Consider the following 23250-nt stretch of genomic DNA (forward strand, 5'->3'; position numbering starts at 1 on the left):
GGATAAAATATCCGGATTTCTTTACTGTAAAGAAACAAATTATTCAATTGAATTATATCTGTATACAATAAGAACTGTAAATCTCAGTCCCACAAAAAGAACCCTAAGTTTGATTGAGGAATATATATATATCTATTTATGAACTCGCTATCCTCTATCATCTCTATCCTAAAAATATAATTAAGTCATAATACGATTTATAACTAAAAATTTCGCATATCCATCGTTTCTTTTTCCTTTCTACTTCGTTTAAAAAATAAACCGTAGCTATAGCTATGCTTGATTTTTTTGCCTTGCATAAAGAAAAAATAATTCAATGAATTTATACGAATTTTTTAATCACAAATCGTATAATTCCATTTTAAAATGAAATATATATACATCCTGTCGATTTTGTTGATTTCTTTTTTAAATCAACCTGTACTGTATGGTCAAAAAAAAATGAATGCCTCTGTACCTCAAGGCCATCAACTCTACAAGAGTCTAAAAATCAAACAAAACCAGAATAAAACACAGCTCCCATCTAAAGTAACGGACAAAGCTACAGATCGATTCTATTATGAACTGGATCGTACCTGCGATCCGCTAACTCGAAAAATCCCAAAAGACATTCACAAAAAAGAAGCGTTATTTGCTAAAAACTCTAAATCATTAGGTTCTTTAGATAGTACATCAAAAAAATCCGGATCCAACTGGATCAACAGAGGTCCCTATAACGTAGGAGGACGTACCCGGGCACTTGCAGTAGATATGACCAATGAAAATGTAATCCTTGCAGGAGGTGTATCTGGAGGACTATGGAGATCTGATGATGGGGGACAAAACTGGAATAAGGTAACCAGAAAATTTCAAAATCCAAGCATAACTGCGATAGTACAGGATCCTAGACCTGGCTTTCAGCACATATGGTATTATGCCGGAGGAGAACGTTTGGGTAATTCTGCTAATCTTAATGCAGGAGGATTTTATACAGGTGCTGGTATTTATAAATCTCAGGATGGAGGACGTACCTTTGAGGTTTTGTCATCTACCACAGATGGAACCGTGAATGCCATTTCTCAATTTGATCTTGTGAATAGTATCGCCATTAATCCTACAAATGGTGATCTGTATATCGCTACTTTTTTTGGAGTGCACAGATCTCAGGACGGAGGAGCCAGTTTTCAGGAAGTACTGGCAAGTGGAGCAGACAACAGAACAGAAATCATCGTGAGCTCTACAGGAAAATTTTATGCTTCTGTAGCGACATCAGACAGAGCTTCTGGGGTAACAGGGGTTTATTTTTCTGATGATGGCACTACTTGGACACGCATCATGGAAGATGCATTCAGCCTTATACAATACAACAGAATCATTTGTGCCCTAAATCCATCAAATGAAAAAGAACTGTATGTTTTTGTTAATGAAGGTCGTGCTGCACCGACAAATTTCTTATATAGATACAATGCAGAAAACAACACTTATGAGAACCTTTCTCGACAACTTCCATCGTCGCGAAATAATCCTCCTGTAGGCGGATTAAATACACAATTGGGATACAATATGGTACTTGCTGTACACCCTACCAATCCTGATTTTATTATTATTGGTGGAACCAACTTATTTAGAACTACAGACGGTTTTAGAACTAATATAGAAGAAGTTCCTAATCATTGGATTGGTGGATATTCTCCACTCAATGACGTCTCACTATACAAGAATTCTCATCCAGACATGCACGCCATTGCATTTTTTCCTTCAAACCCTGACAAGGTACTGAATGGTAATGACGGAGGCATTTTTGTTACTAATGATATTACAGCAAGTAACTCTTTTGAAGAACCCGTAAACTGGGTTTCATTAAACAACGGATATATTACGACTCAGCCTTATGCAGTATCTTTTGATCCAAAATCAGAGAGTGATGAGTTATTAGCCGGTTTTCAGGATAACGGAACCTGGCATACAAATCAAACAAATATTACTTCCTTTTGGGAAGAACAATTCGGAGGAGACGGAAGCTATAATGCGATTGCCGATAATGGTAGAACTCGTTATGCTTCTTCTCAGCGGGGCAATATATTACGGTTTAATTATGACGAAGACGGAAACGCAGTTTCTGTTGCCTGGGTACGCCCTGCCATAGGAAGTAATTTTTCATTTATCACCCCTTTTATTCTTGATCCTAATGACGATAATGTCATGTATATGCCTGCAGGAAGAACATTGATTAGAAATAGTAATCTTGATGAAATACCTTCTTTTGAGAGTATTGAAGAAATAACCTCTCCAGCAGACATAAACTGGACAGAAATCACACAAACAGCATCCATACAAGACGCAAACAGGAGAGAGTTAAACAATATTACTGCCCTGGATGTATCTACGTTCCCCGAAGCTAATAAACTGTATTATGGAACAGGTCAAGGTCAGGTCTATCGATTGGATCACGCAGATTTACCTTCTAGTGAACCTATGGATATCTTTACAGGAAAAGGATTACCTGAAAACGGTTTTGTGAGTAGCATACACGTAGATCCCAATAACTCAAATAGAGTTGTAGTCTCATTTTCCAATTACAACATCCAGAGCATATTTTATACAAAAGATGCAGGTGAAAACTGGATAGATATTAGTGGAAACCTGGAAGATAATAAAGATGGCACTGGTAATGGACCTTCTGTACGCTGGGTATCTTTTCTGGGCAATAAAGATGGTGTGCTGGCAGGAACTAGTACAGGACTATACTATACTGATAGAATCTCACAGGAAAATACGGTCTGGAGACTGGAGAATAACCAGATTGGTGAAGGGATTGTAATGCAGATACGTACCCGAAAAGATGGAATGGCTGCTCTTGCTGTTCATGGGAATGGAGTATTCAGCAAAAAATTCAATGTAACACCTCCAGGGGGAGAAAAAACCTTATTTGTCAACAGAAAACCAGATGATATCATTTTATCTATTAAGGAAACACCACAGTCCATCACTCTGGATCTTAGTGATATTTTTAAAGAAGAAAGCGGACTCCCGATACATACTACCATAGAGAGTTCTGATAAGAATCGAGAATTTATCGGATATGAGTTTGTTGATGATAAATTGCAAATTTTCTTTTTTGCTACCAATAGTAATGTTCCTAAAGCAGACAAAGAAGGAGAAGCGGTTATTAGAATAACAGGTACATCAGGAATACAAAAATTAGCTACGGAGTTTAAGGTACAGGTTTTTCAAAAACCAATTCTCAAACGTTTAGATGTTAGCAAACCGGTTTTAGAGATAGGTCTTCCATCTTCACAAGCAACTGACTTTATTACCGGGGACCCTCTATACATAGAAACCGCAGACACCTTTAGGATCCCTGAAGGGAATACCTGGATTCTCGAACGAATGAAAATAAATGCTGTTAATGATCCTTTTTCAGGTTTAGGTTTTTCTACTCCTGGTAATGAAGCAAGAATACGTATTTACAAGGATCAGGATGGGGAACCGGGAGAACAAATAGCAGATATGGTCAATAGCCTTAGGGCTAATCCGGTTTTAGAGGTATTTGAAGTAGGAGAATTTGATTTTGTATTTCCAGAAACCGTTCAACTCGATGGAGGCATCTACTGGGTCTCTTTTTCCAGAATAGAAGAGTTTTATTTTTTCGAAAATATTATCTGGTTACAACAAAATAGATTACCGGATTCTACTCCTTTTGACAATCAGGAGGGAGAGCCTGTTTTTGCCGATAAAGCTGATCCTCATATAAGAGCAGCAGCAGGACAATTATCCTCTAATACGCTCTCGGAAGAATGGATCTCCAACAATGACCGAAATGGATTCTCCTTGAGAAGTCAATTGGTATTTTCTCTTTTTGGAGAGGTTGAGAACTTTAAAAATAGAAAATCAGAAAACACCAACGAAAAAATCGATATTGCGCTTTATCCCAATCCAACTAATAGCAACTTTGATATCAAGTTTAACAAAAAACCATCAGAACGTATTCATGTTAAGGTATTAGATATAAGTGGCAAGAAAATATTCACCAAAACCTTTGATGAAAATCAAAACAAATATTCAATTAATACAGAAAATTGGTTTTCAGGCATATATATTATTAGAGTTACTAGCAACAATACTGAAGTTACTTCTAAAATAGTTAAAAGTAAATAAGATAACATAAACTCGACTTAAATATCACCTTAATTGTCGAGCTGGGTAATACGAACAATATTACCCAGCTTTTTTTGTATATTCTGTTTTCTCATCTAGTACCTGATCGGAAATAGACACTATCTAAGCGCTTCAGCATACAGTGTAGGATAATCTACGGCTTTTACCATGGGCAGATTAGCTCCATAAGTAGTATTGATTGCCTCCATAGCTTTATTAGCTAAAAAAGCATATCCTCTCGCTGTTGGATGAACACCATCCAATGAAAAAAGTCCTCCAAAAACCAAATCATCCTGTAATAAAAACTCATCAAACACAAGACCTCCATCTGATACTTCAACTAATAATGCATTTGCATCTACAAAAGCTAATCCTGCTTGTTGTACAGCATCAGAAATAATCGTATTAAATTGTTGAGTTGCAGTTGTAATTTCCTGTTGTTCCTCGGGAGTTAGCACCCACTTATCAGCCAAGGGAATCGCAACTCCATTGACAGATAATGGGTTTTGAGGATCTGCTAACGTTCCTATAAAACTACTGGCTGGCAATACCAGCAGATCTTCAGCCGTAGCCTGTCGTATACTCACTAAAGCTGGATTAATAGAGGTTAAATCAGTTAAATCTTCATCTAAAATGACCACAGCGTTTCCTGCTCCTTCCTGAAAGCTTATTGTTCTTCTTGCTATTTCCAGGTCTGCATCTTCCTGAGATATTTCGTTTTGGTCTACAAGAAATGCAAAAGCTTGGACTATACCTCCATTATAAGCGGTATATGCACTATTTACTGCTCCAGCTGTAGCAGCATCTAACGGAACCGGATTGTGAGGCACTGTAGTAAAATGAGCTATCGATGTGACATCTGGAATATTAGCCACAACACCCTTGGCTCCACCAGAGGTCAAAGTAGCTATCAATGTTGTATATACCTGATTAAATAGTGCTCCCTCTGTAATCGGATCGGTTCCATCGCCACCCGAAAGTGCATATCCTAATACATCGTTATTACCAATCCAAAGTGAAAAAAAAGTAGGATTTTGTTCCATGGCATCTTCTAAAACCGAAGCGGTTGCACTTGAAGCTATTCGTGCAAAATAAGGATTTGCTTCTCCAGTTGCCACTCCTGCTACATTTCCATATCCATTAGCTAATAAATGAAAGCTTTTAGCTCCCGGAATCCCCATATTATTGAATAGACCCGAAAGCGTATTTGTTATTTCGGTTGTCGGCATTTCGGGATCATTATCTGTTGGAGTAGTACCTAATACTCTTGGCCCCGAAAGACTTGGTGGCCCAGGATCTGGGTCGCTATAAAAATAAAATCTTGGGTTCTGAATGACAGTGCCACCTAGCAATGCCCCTCCTATATTATCATTCATTAAAGGTTGTGTAAATGCCCCACCTCCAGCAAGAGAAAATTGCTGAGCCAGAATGTTTGGCATAGAATTTTCCTGACCTGTAATAAACAATGCACCATCTGTTAAACCGGCAGTCAATGAATTTCCTAACGCCACATATTTTGAAAAATCTGCGGTTCCAGAAGTAATAATTACCTCTTCTATAACTGAAGAATCATCATCTGACTCACAAGCTATACATCCAAAAATTAACAGAATCAATAGCCATTTATATTGAATATTCATATTTGAAATATTTTTAGATTAATTATAAGTTGTTTATAGATATCCCTATGTAATATTGAGATCCAATAAATCCTGTACCAAAGGCTGTAAAATATTCTTCTCCTAAGATATTGGTAGCCCCTGCTTTTAGAATAGCTTTTAATTTAGGAATGGTATAGTTAATTTGCGCATTTGCTACATTAAAAGAAGGTACATCACCATCACCAAAAGCAGCTTCCCAAAAATAAGCATCACTCCAAGTCCAACTAGTATTAAATCCAAAGTTTTTAAATAAACTGGTATGACCAAAAGATGCTTTTACCTTATGCTCTGGAGTATTAAAATTCGTTCTAAAATCAGGATCCTCACGCTCATCAAAATCTTGTTTTGTAAATGTATAGTTAACACCAAAATCAAAATTCCCTAACACTTTTGTATCCACGCCAACGGTTCCTCCAAAGGATCTAATATCTACATCAGAATTGGTATATGCCTGATATATTTCAGTATCTCCATTGAGTAACGCGGCAAGAGATAGAGTTCCATCTCCAACTTCTCCGTAAAGAGGAACCAAAACATTTTCTGTAGAAATAAAATCAGTATATATATTGTAGTATCCACTTAAATCAATAACAAATTTTTTAATCTTACCACGATATCCAACTTCTAGCGCGACAACCTTTTCAGGCTCGACTAAATCAACATTCGAGACCGTTGGACTCCCATTTAAAACTGAGTTTAATGAGAATGAATTTTCATACGCTTGCCTACCAACTATATCTACAGTACTGTTTCCTGTTAATAATTGGCCATCACCGCTAAGGTCAAAAGTTCTTACATCTCTATCCAAGTTTTCTGGTGCTGAACCCACAAGGATTGCTCTACCCACATCTAATCCGATAAAAAGATCCTGTGTTGTTGGATTTCGAAATCCTGTTTGGGCAGATAAGCGAATATTATGGTTTCTATTAGCTCCAGCTGTATAACCCAAAGATAATCTTGGAGAAAAGTTTCCATCAAATAATTCTGATTTATCATACCTTATAGATCCTGTTATTTTTAACCTATCATCAATTAATTTCTTTTGTACTTGAGTATATACCCCAAATTCTGAATAACGTATAGGCCCATCAAAGTCTGTAAAAATAGTCCCTGAAGAATTCAGTTTATATTCTCTAAAAGATCCTCCAACCTGAATATCTGCAAAATCCTCGGTAAGATGACTAAAATTATAATTAACATCAACGTGTCTTAACTGACTAGCATCTTGAAATTTAGATCCTGTAGTAAGATCGGGATCATTCGTGACTGTATTAAATGCATTTTCAAATTCTGGAGTTCCTGGTAAAAATCTTCCCGTATCAGCTGTTTGTCTTGCTATTAAATGTGCTTGTTCCGGTAATTGACCTGCCAAAGTTGCTTGCACAAAAGCGCCTGCATATTCACCGAACCAAGTCTGATCATCTTTCCATTGTCTATTAATATTAATTCCTGTAAATCTAGAATCATATGAATCCCCTGCATCTCCATCTGTAATGTATCCCCTTACAAAAAAATTGTCATTTTTAATTTCTAATTTATGTTGTTGTAAAAAAAAGTTACGAATAGAGTATCGATTTGCTCCCTGATAAATAGTAGTTCCACGACCTACTTTTCCTATATAAATAATTTCGAAATCATCTGCGAAAGGACGGTAATGTAGAGCTGCATCAAATTTTATGCTTTCTGCATTGTAATTATTTAGATCGCTTTCTAAATATCCAGTTCTACTTACTTCTTCATTAGGTAGTATATTTTCTGCTCCAGCTGGTAATAAACCCAAATTCGCCAAAGACACCCCAACTCCTCTAATGTTTGTACTTACTTCATCTCCATACACATTGAGACCATCATAGTTAGGATCTAGTCTTCTACCTGTAATAATATCATTAGATACACTTACTTCATTAGTTGCAAACCAATCTGTACCTCTTAGATAAGAGAAATTAACTTTTCCTGCAAATTTATCAGAAAATGCATGAGCAATTCTAATTCCATAATCATAGTATTCATTATCACCTGCTACATCTTGAGAAGTGATACCTCCTTTAAAATAAGCACTAATACCTTGATGATCAAATGGGTTTTTGCTAGTCATAAATAATATCCCGTTAAAAGCATTTGCCCCATAAAGTGCAGAAGATGCTCCAGGAAGTAATTCTATACTATTCACATCCAATTCTGTCATACCCAAAAGATTCCCTAGAACAAAATTTAGCGCTGGTGCAGAATTATCCATTCCGTCTACTAACTGGACAAATCTAGTATTCGCAAAATCTGCAAAACCTCTAGTGTTTATAGATTTAAAAGTTAAACTATTGGTGTTAATATCTACTCCTTTTAGATTCTCCAAACCGTCGTAAAAATCTGCTGCAGGTGTATTTTTAATTTTCTTAATCCCGAAACGCTCTACACTTACAGGGGATTCAAATATTCGCTCAGGAGTTCTTGAAGCAGAGATAATAACTTCATCTAATTCAGTACCTTCTTTTAATACAATTGTTACGTCACTGGTATTAGATGAAATGTCTACAGTAGAAGATTCAAAACCAATACTACTAACAATAATTGTAAATGGAGGTTTCTCCTTTAGTGTTAATGTAAACAAACCATCAAAATCGGTAACTGTTCCTACTGAAGCTCCTTTTAATGCAATATTTGCTCCTGGAATTGGCTGACTGTTATTATCAACAATCTTACCACTAATCGTTGTTTGTGCGGCAGTAATAACACTCATAAAAAGTAATATTACTAACATAATTGTCCTCATATCTAATATTGACTTTAAGTTGTGATAACAAGATACGGTTTTTTATCAATTATGTAATTCTATTGCTGTATTTTAGATAAATCCTTAATCATAATTTTATTGTTAACAATAAAAATCCCCATTTAGCTAAGCCAAATGGGGATTTTGATATAGTAAACAAGTGCTGAATTATACTATTGTCACTAGAGTACTATATATTGTCATTAAAAATTATTTATAAAAAGACCTAAATAATATTGAGATCCTATAGAACCTGTTCCTATTGCTGTAAAATATTCATCTCCTCCAATATTAGTAGCTCCCAATTTAAGGGTAGACTTAAGGAAAGGTATTCTATAATTGACCTGTGCATCAATTACAGTATAAGATGGTATCTCTCCGGTAGCAAAAGCAGATTCCCAAAAATAGGCATCACTCCATCTTACACCAGTATTGAATCCAAAATTTTTAAATAAATTTTCGCGACCAAACATTGCTTTAACTTTATGTTTTGGCGTATTAAAATTGGCTCTAAAACCTGGATCATCCTCTTGATCAAAATCCTGTTCTGTAAATGTATAATTAATTCCCAGATCAAAATTAGTAAAGATTTTTGTCGTAACACCAAGAACAACACCATATGAATTAATAGTAGCTTCAGAATTTGTAATAGCCTGAAATCCTGCAAAATCTAAATTTCTAATAGCATCTACCGATGAATCTGGATCATCTGATAAATCACTCACTTGTCCATACAGTGGAGCTACTACATCCTTTGAAGAAATAAAATCTTCATATTGATTATAATAACCACTAAAATCGATAATAACTCTTCCAAATTTTGCTCTATATCCTAATTCATATGCAGTTACTCTTTCTGGTTTTACAATTTCAGGATTTGCAATTTCTAAAAGACTGCTATCCGTAGCACCAGTTCCTAAAAAACTCCTAACAGAATTAGCTGTAAATGAATTTTCATAAGCTTGTCTACCTGTAATTTCAAAACTTCCGATAACATTAGAATATCGATCCAGATTGTCTGGTGCTGAACCCAAAATAGTACCCTGAGCCGTATCAATACCCAAATATAATTCTTGAGTAGTAGGATTTCTAAAACCAGTCTGTACAGAAGCACGAATATTTCTGTTACGCTCTGCTCCTAATGTATATCCTATAGAAAAACGTGGAGAAAAATTACCATCAAATAATTCTGATTTATCATATCTCACAGATCCCGTTAATTTTAAACGATCATCAATTAATTTCTTCTGAATTTGAGTATATGCACCAAATTCTGAATATTTAATGGGTCCATCCGTATCTGTAAAAACCGTACCTGATGAATTTAATTCATATTCTCTAAACGATCCACCGACTTGAATATCCGCAAAATCCTTAGTAATATGACTAAAGTTATAGTTAGCATCACCATGTCTTAACTTTGTCTCTGATAAAAATTTTGCTCCTCTCGAAAAATCTGAAATACCTACAACATCATCAAAAGCATTTTCGAAAGCTTCTGTCCCTGGTTGTAATCTACCTCTATCTGCAAAATTTCTAGCTGCAAGATGTCTTTCCTGCTCACTCCCTGTGCCATTAGCAAAAGTTAAGGTATATTCTGTAAACCAATCTGTATTTGATTTCCATCTGTTATTAATATTAATACCTGCAAAACCTATATTATAACTATCCCCAGCATCTTCTGCAGATAGATACCCTCTAACAAAGAAATTATCATTCTTGATTTCTAATTTATGCTGATTAAATAAAAAATTATTTAAACTAAATCTATTAGTATCTTGAAAAATAGTTTGCCCTTGTGCTAATTTTCCAACATAAATAATTTCAAAATCATTTGCAAAAGGCCTATAATTCAAAGAGACATCAAACTTTAAATTATCTGCTGTGTAATCCGTGAGATCCTCTTCATTATATCCTGTTCTACTTACAACTTGTTGTGGTATTAAATCAAATTGTTGTTGCGTAATTTGTCCTGCACTTAGCAACTCAAAACCTATACTTTTTATATTGGTAATAATTTCATCCCCATAAACATTTAAGCCATTAAAAGCAGGGTCTTGAGATAACGTCTCTCCTGGATTCTCAATATTATCTTCGCTAGTCGCAAACCAATCTGTTCCATTAAAATAAGATATATTCACTTTTGCAGCAAACTTATCCCCAAACGCTTTAGCAATGCGTACTCCAATATCACCATAAGGATTCGTTCCTGCCGCTTCTTGCGAAGTAATACCTCCTCTGGCATAACCGCTTACACCTTCATGCTCAAATGGACTTTTACTGTTCATAAATAAAATACCATTAAAGGCATTCGCTCCATAAAGTGCAGAAGATGCTCCTGGCAATAATTCAATATTCTCAACATCTAATTCATTAAGTCCTACAAGATTACCTAATGCAAAATTTAATGATGGAGAAGTATTATCCATTCCATCAACTAATTGTACAAACCTATTGTTATTAAAGGTGGCAAAACCTCTTGTATTTACAGATTTAAAGGTTAAACTGTTTGTATTGATATCTACTCCTTTTATACTCTCTAGTGCTCCATAAAAATCTCCTGACGGGGTGTTTTTAATATCAGTCAGACCTAAACGTTCGATACTCACCGGAGACTCAAATAAACGTTCAGGAGCTCTGGATGCAGAAACTACAAACTCATCTAGAAAATTCGTTTCTTTTAATATAATTTTTAAATTGACATTATCAGCGTTTACAACCTCTGTACTCGTATCAAAACCTATACTTTCTATCTCCAGTGTCAATGGGAAATCTTCTGACGTGGTAAAAGAAAAGAAACCATCAAAATCCGTAATAGCAACTACGGCTGCTCCTTTAATTGAAATATTTACCTGCGGTAAGGCTTGGTCATATTCATCAACAACTGTCCCTGTAATTAAAGTTTGGGAAAAACTTGTAATGCAAAAAAATAGCGCACAAGCGAGGGCAATTTTTTTCATAAGTAGTTATTTTTAAAATTTGGAAGCGCGAAGATACTTTATAAACAATACCAAGCAAAGGAAATATGTTTTTTCAATAAATTTATTCGAAAAACGAAACAAACATTGATTTTCAGTCCTTTTCGAATAAAAAAAAGCGAATTATCTTGAGAATAATTCGCTTTTTTCACATTGATTTAAAGTTTTTTTTTACTCTACAGTCACAGATTTTGCAAGATTTCTTGGTTGATCCACATTTTTACCTAGCATAACCGCTATATGATAGGATAATAACTGAAGTGGGATCGTAGTTAGGAGAGGTGTTAAGAACTCAATAGTTTCTGGTATTTCTATAACATGATCTGCCAATGATTTTACCGTTTCATCTCCCTCTGTTACAATTCCTATAATCTTCCCTTTTCTGGACTTTATTTCCTGAATATTACTCACGACCTTTTCATAGTGACCTTTTTTGGTCGCAATAACAACAACAGGCATCTGCTCATCGATTAATGCAATTGGCCCGTGTTTCATTTCGGCTGCCGGATATCCTTCTGCGTGGATATATGAAATTTCTTTTAGCTTTAGAGCTCCTTCCAAAGCTACCGGAAAGTTAAAACCTCTACCGAGATATAGGAAATTTCCAGCATCCTTATACGTATCCGCAATAGACTTAATGTGATCATTAGATTCTAAGGCTAATTTTACTTTTTCCGGAATACGCTCTAATTCCTGAAGGTAATAATGAAAATCACTATTTGTAATCGTTCCTTTTCTTTCCGCTAATTTTAATGCAATTAAAGAAAGTACTGTAATTTGTGTAGTAAATGCTTTTGTTGAAGCAACTCCTATTTCTGGTCCGGCATGCGTATAAGCTCCGGCATCAGTCTCTCTGGAAATAGAAGATCCTACCACATTACACACTCCAAAAACAAACGCCCCTCTCTCTTTGGCCAACTTAATTGCGGCCATTGTATCTGCTGTTTCTCCACTTTGAGATATTGCAATAACAACATCATCTTGATGAATAACCGGGTTTCTATACCTAAACTCAGAAGCATACTCTACTTCTACAGGAATACGCACTAATTCCTCAAAAATATATTCTGCAACTAGTCCAGCATGCCATGAAGTACCACAAGCTATGATTAAAATACGTTTAGCATTTAACAACTTGGCGAGATTGTCATCTATCCCTGCCATCTTTATAATCCCTTCTGCCACTCGTATTCTACCTCTATAAGTATCACTAATAGCATTTGGCTGCTCATATATTTCTTTGAGCATAAAATGCTCGTATCCTCCTTTTTCAATTTGTTCCAGATTGATCTGAAGTTCTTGAAGGTATGGATCTACAAGACTATCATCTTTAATTTTCCTGATCTTAACATTCTTTTTTAACCTAATAATTGCCATTTCTCCATCCTCAAGATAAATAGCATTATTGGTATACTCTATAAAAGGAGAGGCATCAGAAGCTATAAAAAACTCATCCTCGCCAACTCCAATCGCCAAAGGACTTCCTAATCTAGCTACGACTATTTCATCAGGTTTTTGCTTATCAAAAACAGCAATTGCATAGGCTCCGATCGTTTGATTCAATGCAATCTGAACTGCTTTTCCTAGTTTGACACCTTCTTTTGTTTTTACGTCTTCAATAAGGTTTACTAATACTTCTGTATCTGTTTCTGATGTAAACGTATATCCTCTATTTGATAATTCTTTACGGAGCGATTCATAATTCTCTATGATTCCGTTATGAATAATTACTAAATTACCAGAATTAGAATAATGCGGATGAGAGTTTACATCATTAGGAACTCCATGAGTTGCCCATCTGGTATGCCCAATACCTATATTTCCGTTTGTAGAGATTTCTTCTGTCAATCTACTCTCCAGATCTGCTACTTTACCTTTGGTTTTGGATAACTTAATATCATTACCGTCATAAAGTGCGATTCCTGCAGAATCATACCCTCTATATTCTAATCTTTTTAATCCTTTTAGTACAATTGGATAAGCCTCCCTATGACCTATATACCCTACTATTCCACACATATTTTGTTTTTTTGTTAATTATTTTTTGGATTCCGTATAAAAAATATCAAGTTTTAAACGTTTAGCTTCTGGCACGTTTTCTGTATTACCATACAGAATTGTGCCTTCGTGGGATGTTATAGATGAGAACGGGATCAATTCTTCATCTGTACTAGCAGCAGAGGTAGACCCTCTAGCATTGGCAATTATATTTACATCTTGAGAGACGGCAATACCTAATTTTGCATTATTGATATCTTCATTAAGAACATTAATAATATGCCGCGTCAATCTAATTTTATAAAACTCTCCTTGATCATCAGAACCTCTGGTGATTCTTTCTAAATGACTAAGAACACCTGGTATACCTTGCTGTAAATCAGATAAATAATCAGCAAGCACCTGTCCTGTTTCCTGATTAAATATATAAATTCTTTCTGGCTCCGTATCTCCTCCTTCAACTTTATTCTGATTGATATATAACTTAATAGAAGCATCGTTTATCAACCAGTCTCTACTTTTTATAAAATCTAATTCTGTTTTAACTTTTTCTTCTTCGCTTGGATTTTCGATAAAAATAGGATTTCCGTTCTCATCTACAATAAAATCTCCATCACTATCAACCTCTACATATCTACTGAATAAATCTATTACTGCATAGGAGCCTTCACCTCCTTTTAGAAAAAGATCTTCATCTCCATTTTCTATATCCGGCTCTGGAATTGTTATAAAATTGTTTCCTTTTTCAATTCCATTAACAATATTATTAGCAAAATTGAGCGCAAGACTTCCCTGATCTCTAATAATTTCTGTAGTATCACCATCATCGTCTTCATCATCTTCATCCATCTTATCCGTATCAAATGAATAGTTCAATGTAATGCTAGCATCACCAATACCAAAAAAGACTAAATTACCGTCATTAGGAGTATCCAACATTGATTCTGCTTTAATATAAATACCTCTAAAAAAATTTCTAAAATTATTGGAATTACTAAACTCCGCATCTCCTTCCTTGTCAAGAAATAATGCTGTAAAATGATCTATCAGTTCCTGATCGTTTTGCATTGATGAACCATCCCCTTCTGCGGGTCTGAGGACAAAACGTAATCTTGGAGCTAATCGCTGCACATCAGGATTCGTATCCTCGTCTTCTCCATCCGGAGTTGTCAGTGTAATTTCCTTGGATGAAGGCAGAAATGCGGGAATTTCTTTTAGCAGCACTCCTTCTGCAGACATTTGAACATTTTCATCTATTTCATCAGAATAATATATTTTTCTTTCCCCTGAATCAGAGGCTTCAAAATCTCTTAAGAAAAAATTAGACTGATAAAATGATAGTTTGATGCTGTCATTCCTGTATATAGAATCCAATACATAGGTATTCGTTATAACACCATTATCATCTGTCTCAGAATTAGTAACCCTACTAAAATAAGGCAAGTCAAACACGATACTATCTAACTTAGGGTTTTTACCATATACAGGATTAAAACGTTCTGGATCAACCTGTGCCAAAATACTATAGGTAGACGATCCATATACGGGATCGTTATAGACTCCTAATAAATTATTGGGTAGATTACTTGTTTGTACTTTTTCGAATGTTTTGCTATATGCTATAGGAAATGCAGCATAACTATTGTCATTAAAATTAACACCTCCGATCACTTCACTCCCTACTGAGCTAAAATCATTATCACAAGATATTGCTACAAAAACAATAGCTACTATAGCAGTTGTTCTAATCAAAATGTTTTTCAATTTCATATATACTTCCTTTTGCTTACACCAATACTTCTGTCTGATAGAAATCTTGATAGGCTTCAGCAAATTCATCTGGTTTTTTATATTCTAATACAGGTTGAGCGATGGTACTTAAATGTTTTGTGAGCTCTGCCGGGATTTCTTCTGACCCCACAATGATAGCATCAGAATTATCAATTGCAACCTTCATAACATTATTATATGTTGGTTTGGCAAGATCACTTATCTTATCTTCATCTATCCCATCAAACTTTACTTTCTCTAACATATTTTTATCCAATGTTCCTTTATAGCCATGATCGTATACAGAAGTTACAATTTTACTATGACTAAACAATGGTTCATTCGCATAATAATTTCTTAGGTACAAAGGCAAAAGTGATGCCAGCCAGCCATGTACATGTATCACATCTGGTGACCAGTTTAATTTTTTAACTGTTTCTATGACACCTTTGGCAAAAAAGATAGCCCTTTCATCATTATCCGGAAATAGATTCCCTTCTTCATCTGTAAGTGTCGCTTTACGCTTAAAATAGTCTTCATTATCTATAAAGTACACCTGCATTCTTTCCTTGGGAATGGATGCAACCTTTATTATAAGAGGCATATCGAGGTCATTAATCACCAGATTCATCCCTGACAAACGAATTACTTCGTGCAGTTGATGTCTCCGCTCATTAATGTTCCCATATCTTGGCATAAAAATTCTAATTTGTCCACCTTTACTATTCACCATTCTTGGCGCTTCAAAAGACATTGATGAAATCTCTGTCTCTGGTAGGTAAGGTATTACTTCTGATGATACATACAATATCCTCTTATCTTTCATATAATCGATACTTTAATCGTCTCCTTCGGAATAAATTTTTGCAAAATTACGAAAATTTATGTAGTCTGCCAGTAATATCTTATTTTTGCACGCCTTTTAAGTTTTAGATAAATGCGGGTATACGAGAAAAGACTAGACATTAGCAAGCATGTTGCAGACTTACAAAAACAAAATAAAACTATTGGTTTTGTCCCTACAATGGGGGCATTGCATAGAGGTCATCTGGCATTAGTACAAAAAGCGCTAAGCGAAAATCAGGTGGTCATCGTGAATATTTTTGTAAACCCAACACAATTTAATAATTCTGAGGACTTAGTTAATTATCCGAGAACTTTAGAGACTGACATAAAACTTCTCTCCAACGTATCTTCAGAAATCATTGTTTTTACTCCTTCTGCAAAAGAGGTATATGGAGCGCAGGTAGAATCTATTACATATGATTTTAAAGGACTAGAGCGTGAGATGGAAGGTAAGTACAGACCAGGGCATTTTGATGGAGTCGGCACAGTCTTGAAACATTTATTTACTATTGTTACGCCTACCAGAGCTTATTTTGGTGAAAAAGATTTTCAGCAACTTCAAATTGTCAAACAACTTGTCGTCATTGAAAAAATGGCAGTAAAAATTATAGGATGTCCTATTTATAGAGAAGAAAGTGGTTTGGCTTTAAGTTCTCGAAATAAAAGGCTCAATCAAAAGCAATTAAGCGAATCTCCTTTAATTTACAAGATTCTGAAACAAGTCAAAGAGGATTTTGGCACAAAAAGTGTTACTACGTTAAATAAATGGGTATCAGAACAATTTGAAAACAATGACACCTTGGAATTAGAATATTTTGAAATTGCAAAAACCTCTAATCTGAAGTCTATTAAAAGAAAACAAGAGAATATTAAATATCGAGCTTTTATTGCAGTTTTTGCAGGAGAAGTCAGACTTATTGATAATATTGCGCTAAACTAAAAATAATTAACTTTGTAAAATGTTTGTACACGTTGTAAAATCAAAAATTCATCGCGTTAAAGTAACTGGCGCAGACCTAAACTATATAGGAAGCATTACTATTGACGAAGATTTAATGGATGCTGCCAATATTATTGAAGGTGAAAAAGTACAAATCGTCAATAACAATAATGGAGAACGTCTGGAAACATATGCAATCCCTGGCCCTAGAAACAGTGGTGAAATCACACTCAATGGGGCAGCTGCAAGAAAAGTAGCAAAGGGAGATGTACTGATCCTTATTACATACGCAATGATGGATATCGAAAAAGCGAAAAAATTCAAACCGGCGTTACTTTTTCCTAATGAAGAAAACAATTTGCTAAAGTAAAAGGGTGAATCCTAAATTGATAAAGTTTTTAAAAATAATACTCCCAATTCTATTGGGAGTTTTTTTGATATGGTATTTTCTGAAGTCTGCAACTCCAGCATATAGAAAAGAACTCTTACATAGCATAACAAATGCAGATCCTCTATGGATATTCTGTTCACTAACTCTGGGCATTGTATCACACCTCTCCAGAGCATATCGTTGGAAATTCTTATTAAATCCACTAGGATATACGCCCAAATTATATAATAATTTTATGGCATTAATGGTAGGATACCTGGCAAACCTTGGCATTCCAAGATCGGGAGAAGTACTGAGAGGTATTACTGCATCCACCTATGAAAAAGTACCTTTTGAGAAAGCATTTGGGACTATTGTTTCAGAAAGAGTTATTGATCTGATTATGTTGATCATCATCACGGCTATTGCAGGAATTCTACAAACAGAATATTTGTTAGGTTTTCTCAAAGAAAAAAATATAAATCCTCTACTTACACTAGGAATTATTCTCGCACTTATTTTAATAGGTTTTCTGGGGCTTCAGCTTCTTAAAAAATCTTCTCATACGCTTATTATTAAAATCAGAGATTTTGGTATGGGACTATGGGAAGGCATGCAAAGTGTGTTTACCATGAAACAAAAATGGGCTTTTCTTTTTCATACCTTGTTAATCTGGTTTTTGTATATATTAATGTTCCATGTTGTAAAATTTGCCGTTCCCGATTTGAGAGATGCCTCAATTGGAGTCATTTTGGTAGCATTTGTTGTGGGTTCATTTTCTATGTCAACAACTAATGGCGGTATTGGTATCCTACCTTTTCCGATTGTTGTTGGTGCCGTTTTTGTCTTCTTTGGTTTTGAAAAAAGTGATGGAGAGGCATTTGGATGGATATTATGGGGATCGCAGACAGCAATAAATATTGTCATTGGGGCGTTATCATTTTTGTTTCTACCCATATTAAATAAAACGAAAAAAAACATAAATTAATAACAACTCTTTATACATAAAACAGTTTACTGTTTCTATGATGATCCATTATAAAATTTTAAACGTGTGAAATAATTTATATATTGCTATCCGCTTAACCGTAATCCTACTACTTATGAAAAAAAGCATCCTTTTAATTCTTGTATCTATCTTTACAGCTGTTTCTTATGCTCAGGTAAAATACGAGACATTCAGATCTATTAAACTAGATCAAAGTCGAGATCTAAAAATTCAGCTTCCTCGTAATTATGAAAGAAATGAAGACAAAACATACCCTGTAATCATCGTACTTGATGGAGATCATTTATTTGAACCTGTCGCTGGAAATGTTGATTATTTTTCCTATTGGGAAGATATGCCGGAATCAATTGTTGTAGGTATTATCCAGAGAAAAACAAGAAAAGAAGATTGCAGATATGATCTTGCTAGTTATTTACCAGAAAACAAAGGGGCAGAATTTTATGAGTTTATTGGCCAGGAACTATTACCCTACATTAATGAAACGTATAGAACAGCACAATTAAAAATTATTGTAGGCCATGATTATACCGCTAATTTTATTAATTATTTTCTATTTAAAGATAATCCGATTTTTCAGGCATATATCAACCTAAGTCCTGAGTTGGCGCCACCTATGGGAGATCGTATCACCAGTGTACTTAGTGAAGCCAAATCAGATGTATGGTATTATCTTGCCACTGCTACGAATGATGCAGAAAATATAAAAAATGACATCATATCACTGGATGAAAAACTTACAGCAATAGAAAACCCAAATACTAATTATATATTTGACAATTTTGATGAATCTTCTCATTATACCTTAGTAGGAAGAGCAATTCCTAAGGCGCTAGAAAAGATTTTTGAGATGTATCGTCCGATCAGCAAAAAAAAGTACAAAGAAGTAATTGTTAATTTAGAAACTTCTAAGTATGACTATTTGGTAGATATTTATGATACTACAGAAAAACTATATGGCATCAAACGCCAGATAAGAGTAAATGATTTTATAGCTATTTCTACAGCAATCGAAAAAAATGAAAACTGGGAAGAGCTGGAACCTCTTGGTAAATTAGCAATAAAAGAGCATCCTAAAAAAATGCTTGGATACTACTATCTTGGATTAGGCTATGAGCAGCTAGGAGAGCCTAAAAAAGCTATGAGAGCCTATGAAAGTGGTTTCTTATTAAATGAAGTAGCTTTTCTAACAAAAGATTATATGCTGGATAAAGTAAATAAAATCAAAGAAGATTTTGGTTTTTAAAACTAAAATTAAAACATACAAATACTTAACAAAGAGATCTCAAACAAAGAGATCTCTTTGTTTTCCTATACGCTGTGTACTATCAATTTAAATAATTAGTATTTTTATAATCAATTTATTGTAGATGAATGGCTAAAACCAAAACTGTTTTTTACTGTCAGAATTGCGGAGCTCAATACACAAAATGGCAAGGTCAATGTACTTCGTGTAAAGAATGGAATACTATTGCAGAAGAAATTATTCAGAAACCTGAAAAAAACGATTGGAAAGGCCCAAGCACTAATTCTAAAACGAATAGAGCCTCCAAGCCTTTAAAAATTTCTGAAATTGATACAACACAAGAAACGAGATACAATACTGATGATACAGAACTCAATCGGGTACTTGGTGGTGGGTTGGTTCCCGGATCTCTTACCTTACTGGGAGGAGAACCTGGAATAGGAAAAAGTACACTTTTATTACAGATTAGTCTAAAACTACCCTACAAAACATTATATGTTTCTGGAGAAGAAAGCCAAAAACAGATAAAAATGCGTGCAGAACGCATCCAATCCAAGCTGGATAACTGCTTTATTCTAACAGAAACCAAGACTCAAAATATATTTAGGCAGATAGAAGCTACAGAACCTGATATTGTTATTATTGATTCTATACAGACCTTGCATAGCGATTATATCGAAAGCAGCGCAGGAACTATTTCTCAAATAAGAGAATGCACCACAGAACTTATCAAATTTGCAAAAGAAACTGCAACTCCCGTAATTCTTATTGGTCATATCACTAAAGATGGCAATATCGCAGGACCAAAAATCCTGGAACACATGGTAGATACCGTATTACAATTTGAAGGAGATCGCAATCATGTATATAGAATTTTGAGAGCTCTTAAAAACCGTTTCGGTTCTACTGCAGAATTAGGGATTTATGAGATGCTGGGAAATGGATTACGACAAGTGAGCAATCCCAGCGAAATTTTAATCTCTAAAAAAGAAGAAGAACTTAGCGGAACGGTCATTGCGTCTACAGTAGAAGGTTTACGGCCACTAATGATAGAAATCCAGGCGTTAGTCAGTACCGCAGTATACGGAACACCTCAACGTAGTGCTACTGGATATAATCTAAAACGACTCAACATGATATTGGCAGTTCTAGAAAAAAGAGCTGGCTTTAGATTAGGTGCTAAGGATGTATTCCTTAATGTTACAGGTGGAATTTCTGTAGATGATCCAGCCATTGATCTTGCGGTAGTGGCTGCAATATTATCCTCTAATGAGGATCTCCCGGTACCCAAAGATTATTGTTTTGCTGCAGAAGTAGGACTTGCCGGAGAAATTAGACCCGTGAATAAAATAGAACAAAGAATACAAGAAGCAGAAAAATTAGGTTTCTCTACTATTTTTGTCTCCAAGTACAACAAAATTTCGAAAAAAAACACACAAATCAGTATTCAGTTAGTTACCAAAATTGAAGATGTGGTTGAATACTTATTTGGGTAATACCATTTCTGATTTAAAATTATCCATTAAAACTTGCTCATTTTATTTGAGTATTTTCAAAAACAAAAGGCACGATATCAATTATGGAGCGGGATTGGGAAATTGTATGTGAACATTATCAATTTCTTCTATAATCTCACCAGATAATGACACATTAATACTGTCAATATTTTCTATGAGTTGCGGTATTGTAGTAGCCCCAATAATCGTGCTGGTTACAAAAGGCTGATGGAGTACATAAGCCAAAGATAAGTGCGCAAAACTTATTTCATATCTCTTGGCAATTTCATTGTATAATCTTGTGGCTTTATAGCTATTCTCTTTCATATACCGATTGTAATTAGGAAATAAATTTACTCTTGAATTTTTGGGGATTTCCTCTAAGTATTTTCCAGTTAGCATTCCAAATCCAAGCGGTGAATACGACAAATGTCCTATATTTTCTCTATGCAAAATTTCGGTTAATCCTATTTCATCTTTCCTGTTCAGTAAGTTATACGGATTCTGCACAGTAATCATTTTTTGACTTCCCTTTCTGGTCTCTTCCATATACCTCATCATACCATAGGGAGTTTCATTAGAAGCGCCTATTTCTCTAATTTTACCTTCTTTTACAAAATTTCCTAAATGATATAAAATCTCTGAAAAATTATCTTTCCAAACATCATTTTCATCGTGAGTATACCCGAGTTTGCCAAAAAAATTTGTTTGTCGTTCCGGCCAGTGTAGTTGATATAAGTCAATATAATCAGTCTGAAGTCTTTGCAAACTTTTATGCACTGCATCAATTAGTTCTTTTTTAATAAACCCTCCTTTTCTGATATGCTTTGCAAAAGATGCTGGACCTACTATTTTTGTTGCTATAATTACCTTACCTCTTTTCTTAGTCTTTTTTAACCAGTTTCCTATAATTTTTTCACTATTCCCCTGGGTTTCTTTTTTTGCAGGAACTGAGTATAACTCTGCCGTATCTATAAAATTAACTCCTTGTGATATCGCATATTCTATTTGCTGATGCCCTTCAAACTCTGTATTCTGTTGTCCCCACGTCATAGATCCTAAACATATCTTACTAACTTTTATATCTGTATTCGGCAGTATTGTATATTTCATGCTTTATACTCTTTACTTTATAATCGAGATTTAAAATGCTAAAGGAGGCTTGCCCCGAAGTAGTTTACTTTCTTAGATTCAATTTTTGCTCTCACTATTATCGTTTATACGGTTCCTTAAAATACAAAAAATATCCACAATTATGGCCAATCTCTAATGATTGGAAAATCTAACACAGCAGAATATAACCACTCATATAATTCTTTAATAATTTATAATGAGCCTGTATTGTTTTAAAAAAGGTATTGATTATCAATATTTCTGAAAACATCAAACATGTATTATTATACTTAAAACGTGTATTTGTATAATATTTTATATATTGTAATAGAAGTTTTTAAAATATAATATCCAAATCATATGCTAAACACTCATTATAAAGATTTAAATGAAAAGAATAAAAAATTTGCTATACACAGAATAGCTTCACGTATTGATACAACAGAGACCGTTGTACGAAAAGTATTAGAAAATCGTAACCCCCTTATGGAGATACAGAAAAACAAAGTTGTTGTAAACCGTAATTCATACCACAAATTAGTTAAAGAAATTTATACCGAAAATTTGTAATCACATAAAAAGACTATAGCTATAAAAAACGGATGCAGTTACCCCATTACTACATCCGTTTTAATCAACTAACCAACCTAAAAATTAATTCCTCACACATCCAACCGTTATAATTCTATCGTGGCGCTACATCCCTTTTTACTTTTTTAATTGACATAAAAGTACCTCAAAAGGATAGTATCCAAAAGTTAGAATGAGGGAAATCAGGTTTTGAATGAGGGAAATCAGGGCAAACTCAAGCTTTGTTAATTTTGTTAAATTATGATCTATTTAATTTAGTATCATGTCCTTACATTTAGGACTTTTATCAAATAGTCTTGATCCCAAGCTGCTTTGAGTCTTTTTCCTTTGA

At 34.6% G+C, this 23250-nt stretch carries 13 protein-coding genes; 6 read left to right on the forward strand and 7 right to left on the reverse strand.

All coding sequences use genetic code 11. From position 1 onward, the window contains the following. Positions 1 to 366 precede the first annotated feature (366 nt). Positions 367 to 4137, forward strand: a complete 3771-nt coding sequence (locus F0000_RS12935; RefSeq protein WP_149625143.1) for a T9SS type A sorting domain-containing protein — start codon at positions 367 to 369, stop codon at positions 4135 to 4137. A 119-nt stretch (positions 4138 to 4256) separates the two neighbouring features. On the opposite strand, the gene F0000_RS12940 is transcribed toward F0000_RS12935, so the two are convergent. The 6 genes from F0000_RS12940 to F0000_RS12965 form a co-directional block, all read right to left on the reverse strand. Next, positions 4257 to 5777, reverse strand: coding sequence for a G-D-S-L family lipolytic protein (locus F0000_RS12940; RefSeq protein WP_149625144.1), 1521 nt, complete (start codon positions 5775 to 5777; stop codon positions 4257 to 4259). 22 nt (positions 5778 to 5799) lie between these two features. Continuing rightward, on the reverse strand, positions 5800 to 8565 hold the full coding sequence (locus F0000_RS12945) for a TonB-dependent receptor (RefSeq protein ID WP_149625145.1): 2766 nt from the start codon (positions 8563 to 8565) through the stop codon (positions 5800 to 5802). Between the two features lie 203 nt (positions 8566 to 8768). After that, positions 8769 to 11525 (reverse strand): TonB-dependent receptor, encoded by a 2757-nt coding sequence (locus F0000_RS12950; protein ID WP_149625146.1) that lies wholly within the window; start codon positions 11523 to 11525, stop codon positions 8769 to 8771. A 189-nt stretch (positions 11526 to 11714) separates the two neighbouring features. Continuing rightward, positions 11715 to 13562 carry a glutamine--fructose-6-phosphate transaminase (isomerizing) gene (glmS, locus tag F0000_RS12955; protein ID WP_149625147.1) on the reverse strand — a complete coding sequence of 616 codons (1848 nt, stop codon included), beginning with the start codon at positions 13560 to 13562 and terminating at the stop codon, positions 11715 to 11717. An 18-nt stretch (positions 13563 to 13580) separates the two neighbouring features. Further along, on the reverse strand, positions 13581 to 15311 hold the full coding sequence (locus F0000_RS12960; protein WP_188112117.1) for a DUF4270 domain-containing protein: 1731 nt from the start codon (positions 15309 to 15311) through the stop codon (positions 13581 to 13583). A gap of 16 nt (positions 15312 to 15327) precedes the next feature. Continuing rightward, positions 15328 to 16137: a glycogen/starch synthase gene (locus F0000_RS12965; RefSeq protein ID WP_149625149.1), complete on the reverse strand. Its 810-nt coding sequence runs from the start codon at positions 16135 to 16137 to the stop codon at positions 15328 to 15330. Positions 16138 to 16248: 111 nt separating this feature from the next. Here F0000_RS12965 and panC point away from each other — a divergent pair, with 111 nt between their 5' ends. From panC to radA, 5 genes are all read left to right on the forward strand, one after another. Continuing rightward, positions 16249 to 17097, forward strand: coding sequence for a pantoate--beta-alanine ligase (gene panC / locus F0000_RS12970; protein WP_149625150.1), 849 nt, complete (start codon positions 16249 to 16251; stop codon positions 17095 to 17097). A 19-nt stretch (positions 17098 to 17116) separates the two neighbouring features. After that, positions 17117 to 17467, forward strand: a complete 351-nt coding sequence (panD, locus tag F0000_RS12975; protein WP_149625151.1) for an aspartate 1-decarboxylase — start codon at positions 17117 to 17119, stop codon at positions 17465 to 17467. Positions 17468 to 17471: 4 nt separating this feature from the next. Beyond that, positions 17472 to 18455, forward strand: a complete 984-nt coding sequence (locus F0000_RS12980; RefSeq protein WP_149625152.1) for a lysylphosphatidylglycerol synthase transmembrane domain-containing protein — start codon at positions 17472 to 17474, stop codon at positions 18453 to 18455. 115 nt (positions 18456 to 18570) lie between these two features. Then, the gene (locus F0000_RS12985) at positions 18571 to 19719 is read left to right on the forward strand and encodes an alpha/beta hydrolase (protein ID WP_149625153.1); all 1149 of its coding nucleotides are present in this window, start codon (positions 18571 to 18573) and stop codon (positions 19717 to 19719) included. 128 nt (positions 19720 to 19847) lie between these two features. Further along, complete coding sequence (radA, locus tag F0000_RS12990; protein WP_149625154.1) at positions 19848 to 21215, forward strand: DNA repair protein RadA; 1368 nt, start codon at positions 19848 to 19850, stop codon at positions 21213 to 21215. A gap of 81 nt (positions 21216 to 21296) precedes the next feature. Here the strand turns inward: radA and F0000_RS12995 are convergent, their stop codons facing one another. After that, a complete protein-coding gene (locus F0000_RS12995; RefSeq protein WP_149625155.1) occupies positions 21297 to 22328 on the reverse strand; it encodes an aldo/keto reductase in 1032 nt (343 codons plus the stop codon). Between the last annotated feature and the right edge of the window lie 922 nt (positions 22329 to 23250).

It is taken from the genome of Aquimarina sp. RZ0 (assembly GCF_008370685.1).
Taxonomy (GTDB): domain Bacteria; phylum Bacteroidota; class Bacteroidia; order Flavobacteriales; family Flavobacteriaceae; genus Aquimarina.

Coding starts and splice junctions, on each gene's coding strand:
- glmS (WP_149625147.1), bottom strand. CDS start 13,562: ATGTGTGGAATAGTAGGGTATATAGGTCATAGGGAGGCTTATCCAATT.
- F0000_RS12995 (WP_149625155.1), bottom strand. CDS start 22,328: ATGAAATATACAATACTGCCGAATACAGATATAAAAGTTAGTAAGATA.
- F0000_RS12965 (WP_149625149.1), bottom strand. CDS start 16,137: ATGAAAGATAAGAGGATATTGTATGTATCATCAGAAGTAATACCTTAC.
- radA (WP_149625154.1), top strand. CDS start 19,848: ATGGCTAAAACCAAAACTGTTTTTTACTGTCAGAATTGCGGAGCTCAA.
- panC (WP_149625150.1), top strand. CDS start 16,249: ATGCGGGTATACGAGAAAAGACTAGACATTAGCAAGCATGTTGCAGAC.
- F0000_RS12960 (WP_188112117.1), bottom strand. CDS start 15,311: ATGAAATTGAAAAACATTTTGATTAGAACAACTGCTATAGTAGCTATT.
- F0000_RS12945 (WP_149625145.1), bottom strand. CDS start 8,565: ATGAGGACAATTATGTTAGTAATATTACTTTTTATGAGTGTTATTACT.
- F0000_RS12950 (WP_149625146.1), bottom strand. CDS start 11,525: ATGAAAAAAATTGCCCTCGCTTGTGCGCTATTTTTTTGCATTACAAGT.
- F0000_RS12940 (WP_149625144.1), bottom strand. CDS start 5,777: ATGAATATTCAATATAAATGGCTATTGATTCTGTTAATTTTTGGATGT.
- panD (WP_149625151.1), top strand. CDS start 17,117: ATGTTTGTACACGTTGTAAAATCAAAAATTCATCGCGTTAAAGTAACT.
- F0000_RS12985 (WP_149625153.1), top strand. CDS start 18,571: ATGAAAAAAAGCATCCTTTTAATTCTTGTATCTATCTTTACAGCTGTT.
- F0000_RS12935 (WP_149625143.1), top strand. CDS start 367: ATGAAATATATATACATCCTGTCGATTTTGTTGATTTCTTTTTTAAAT.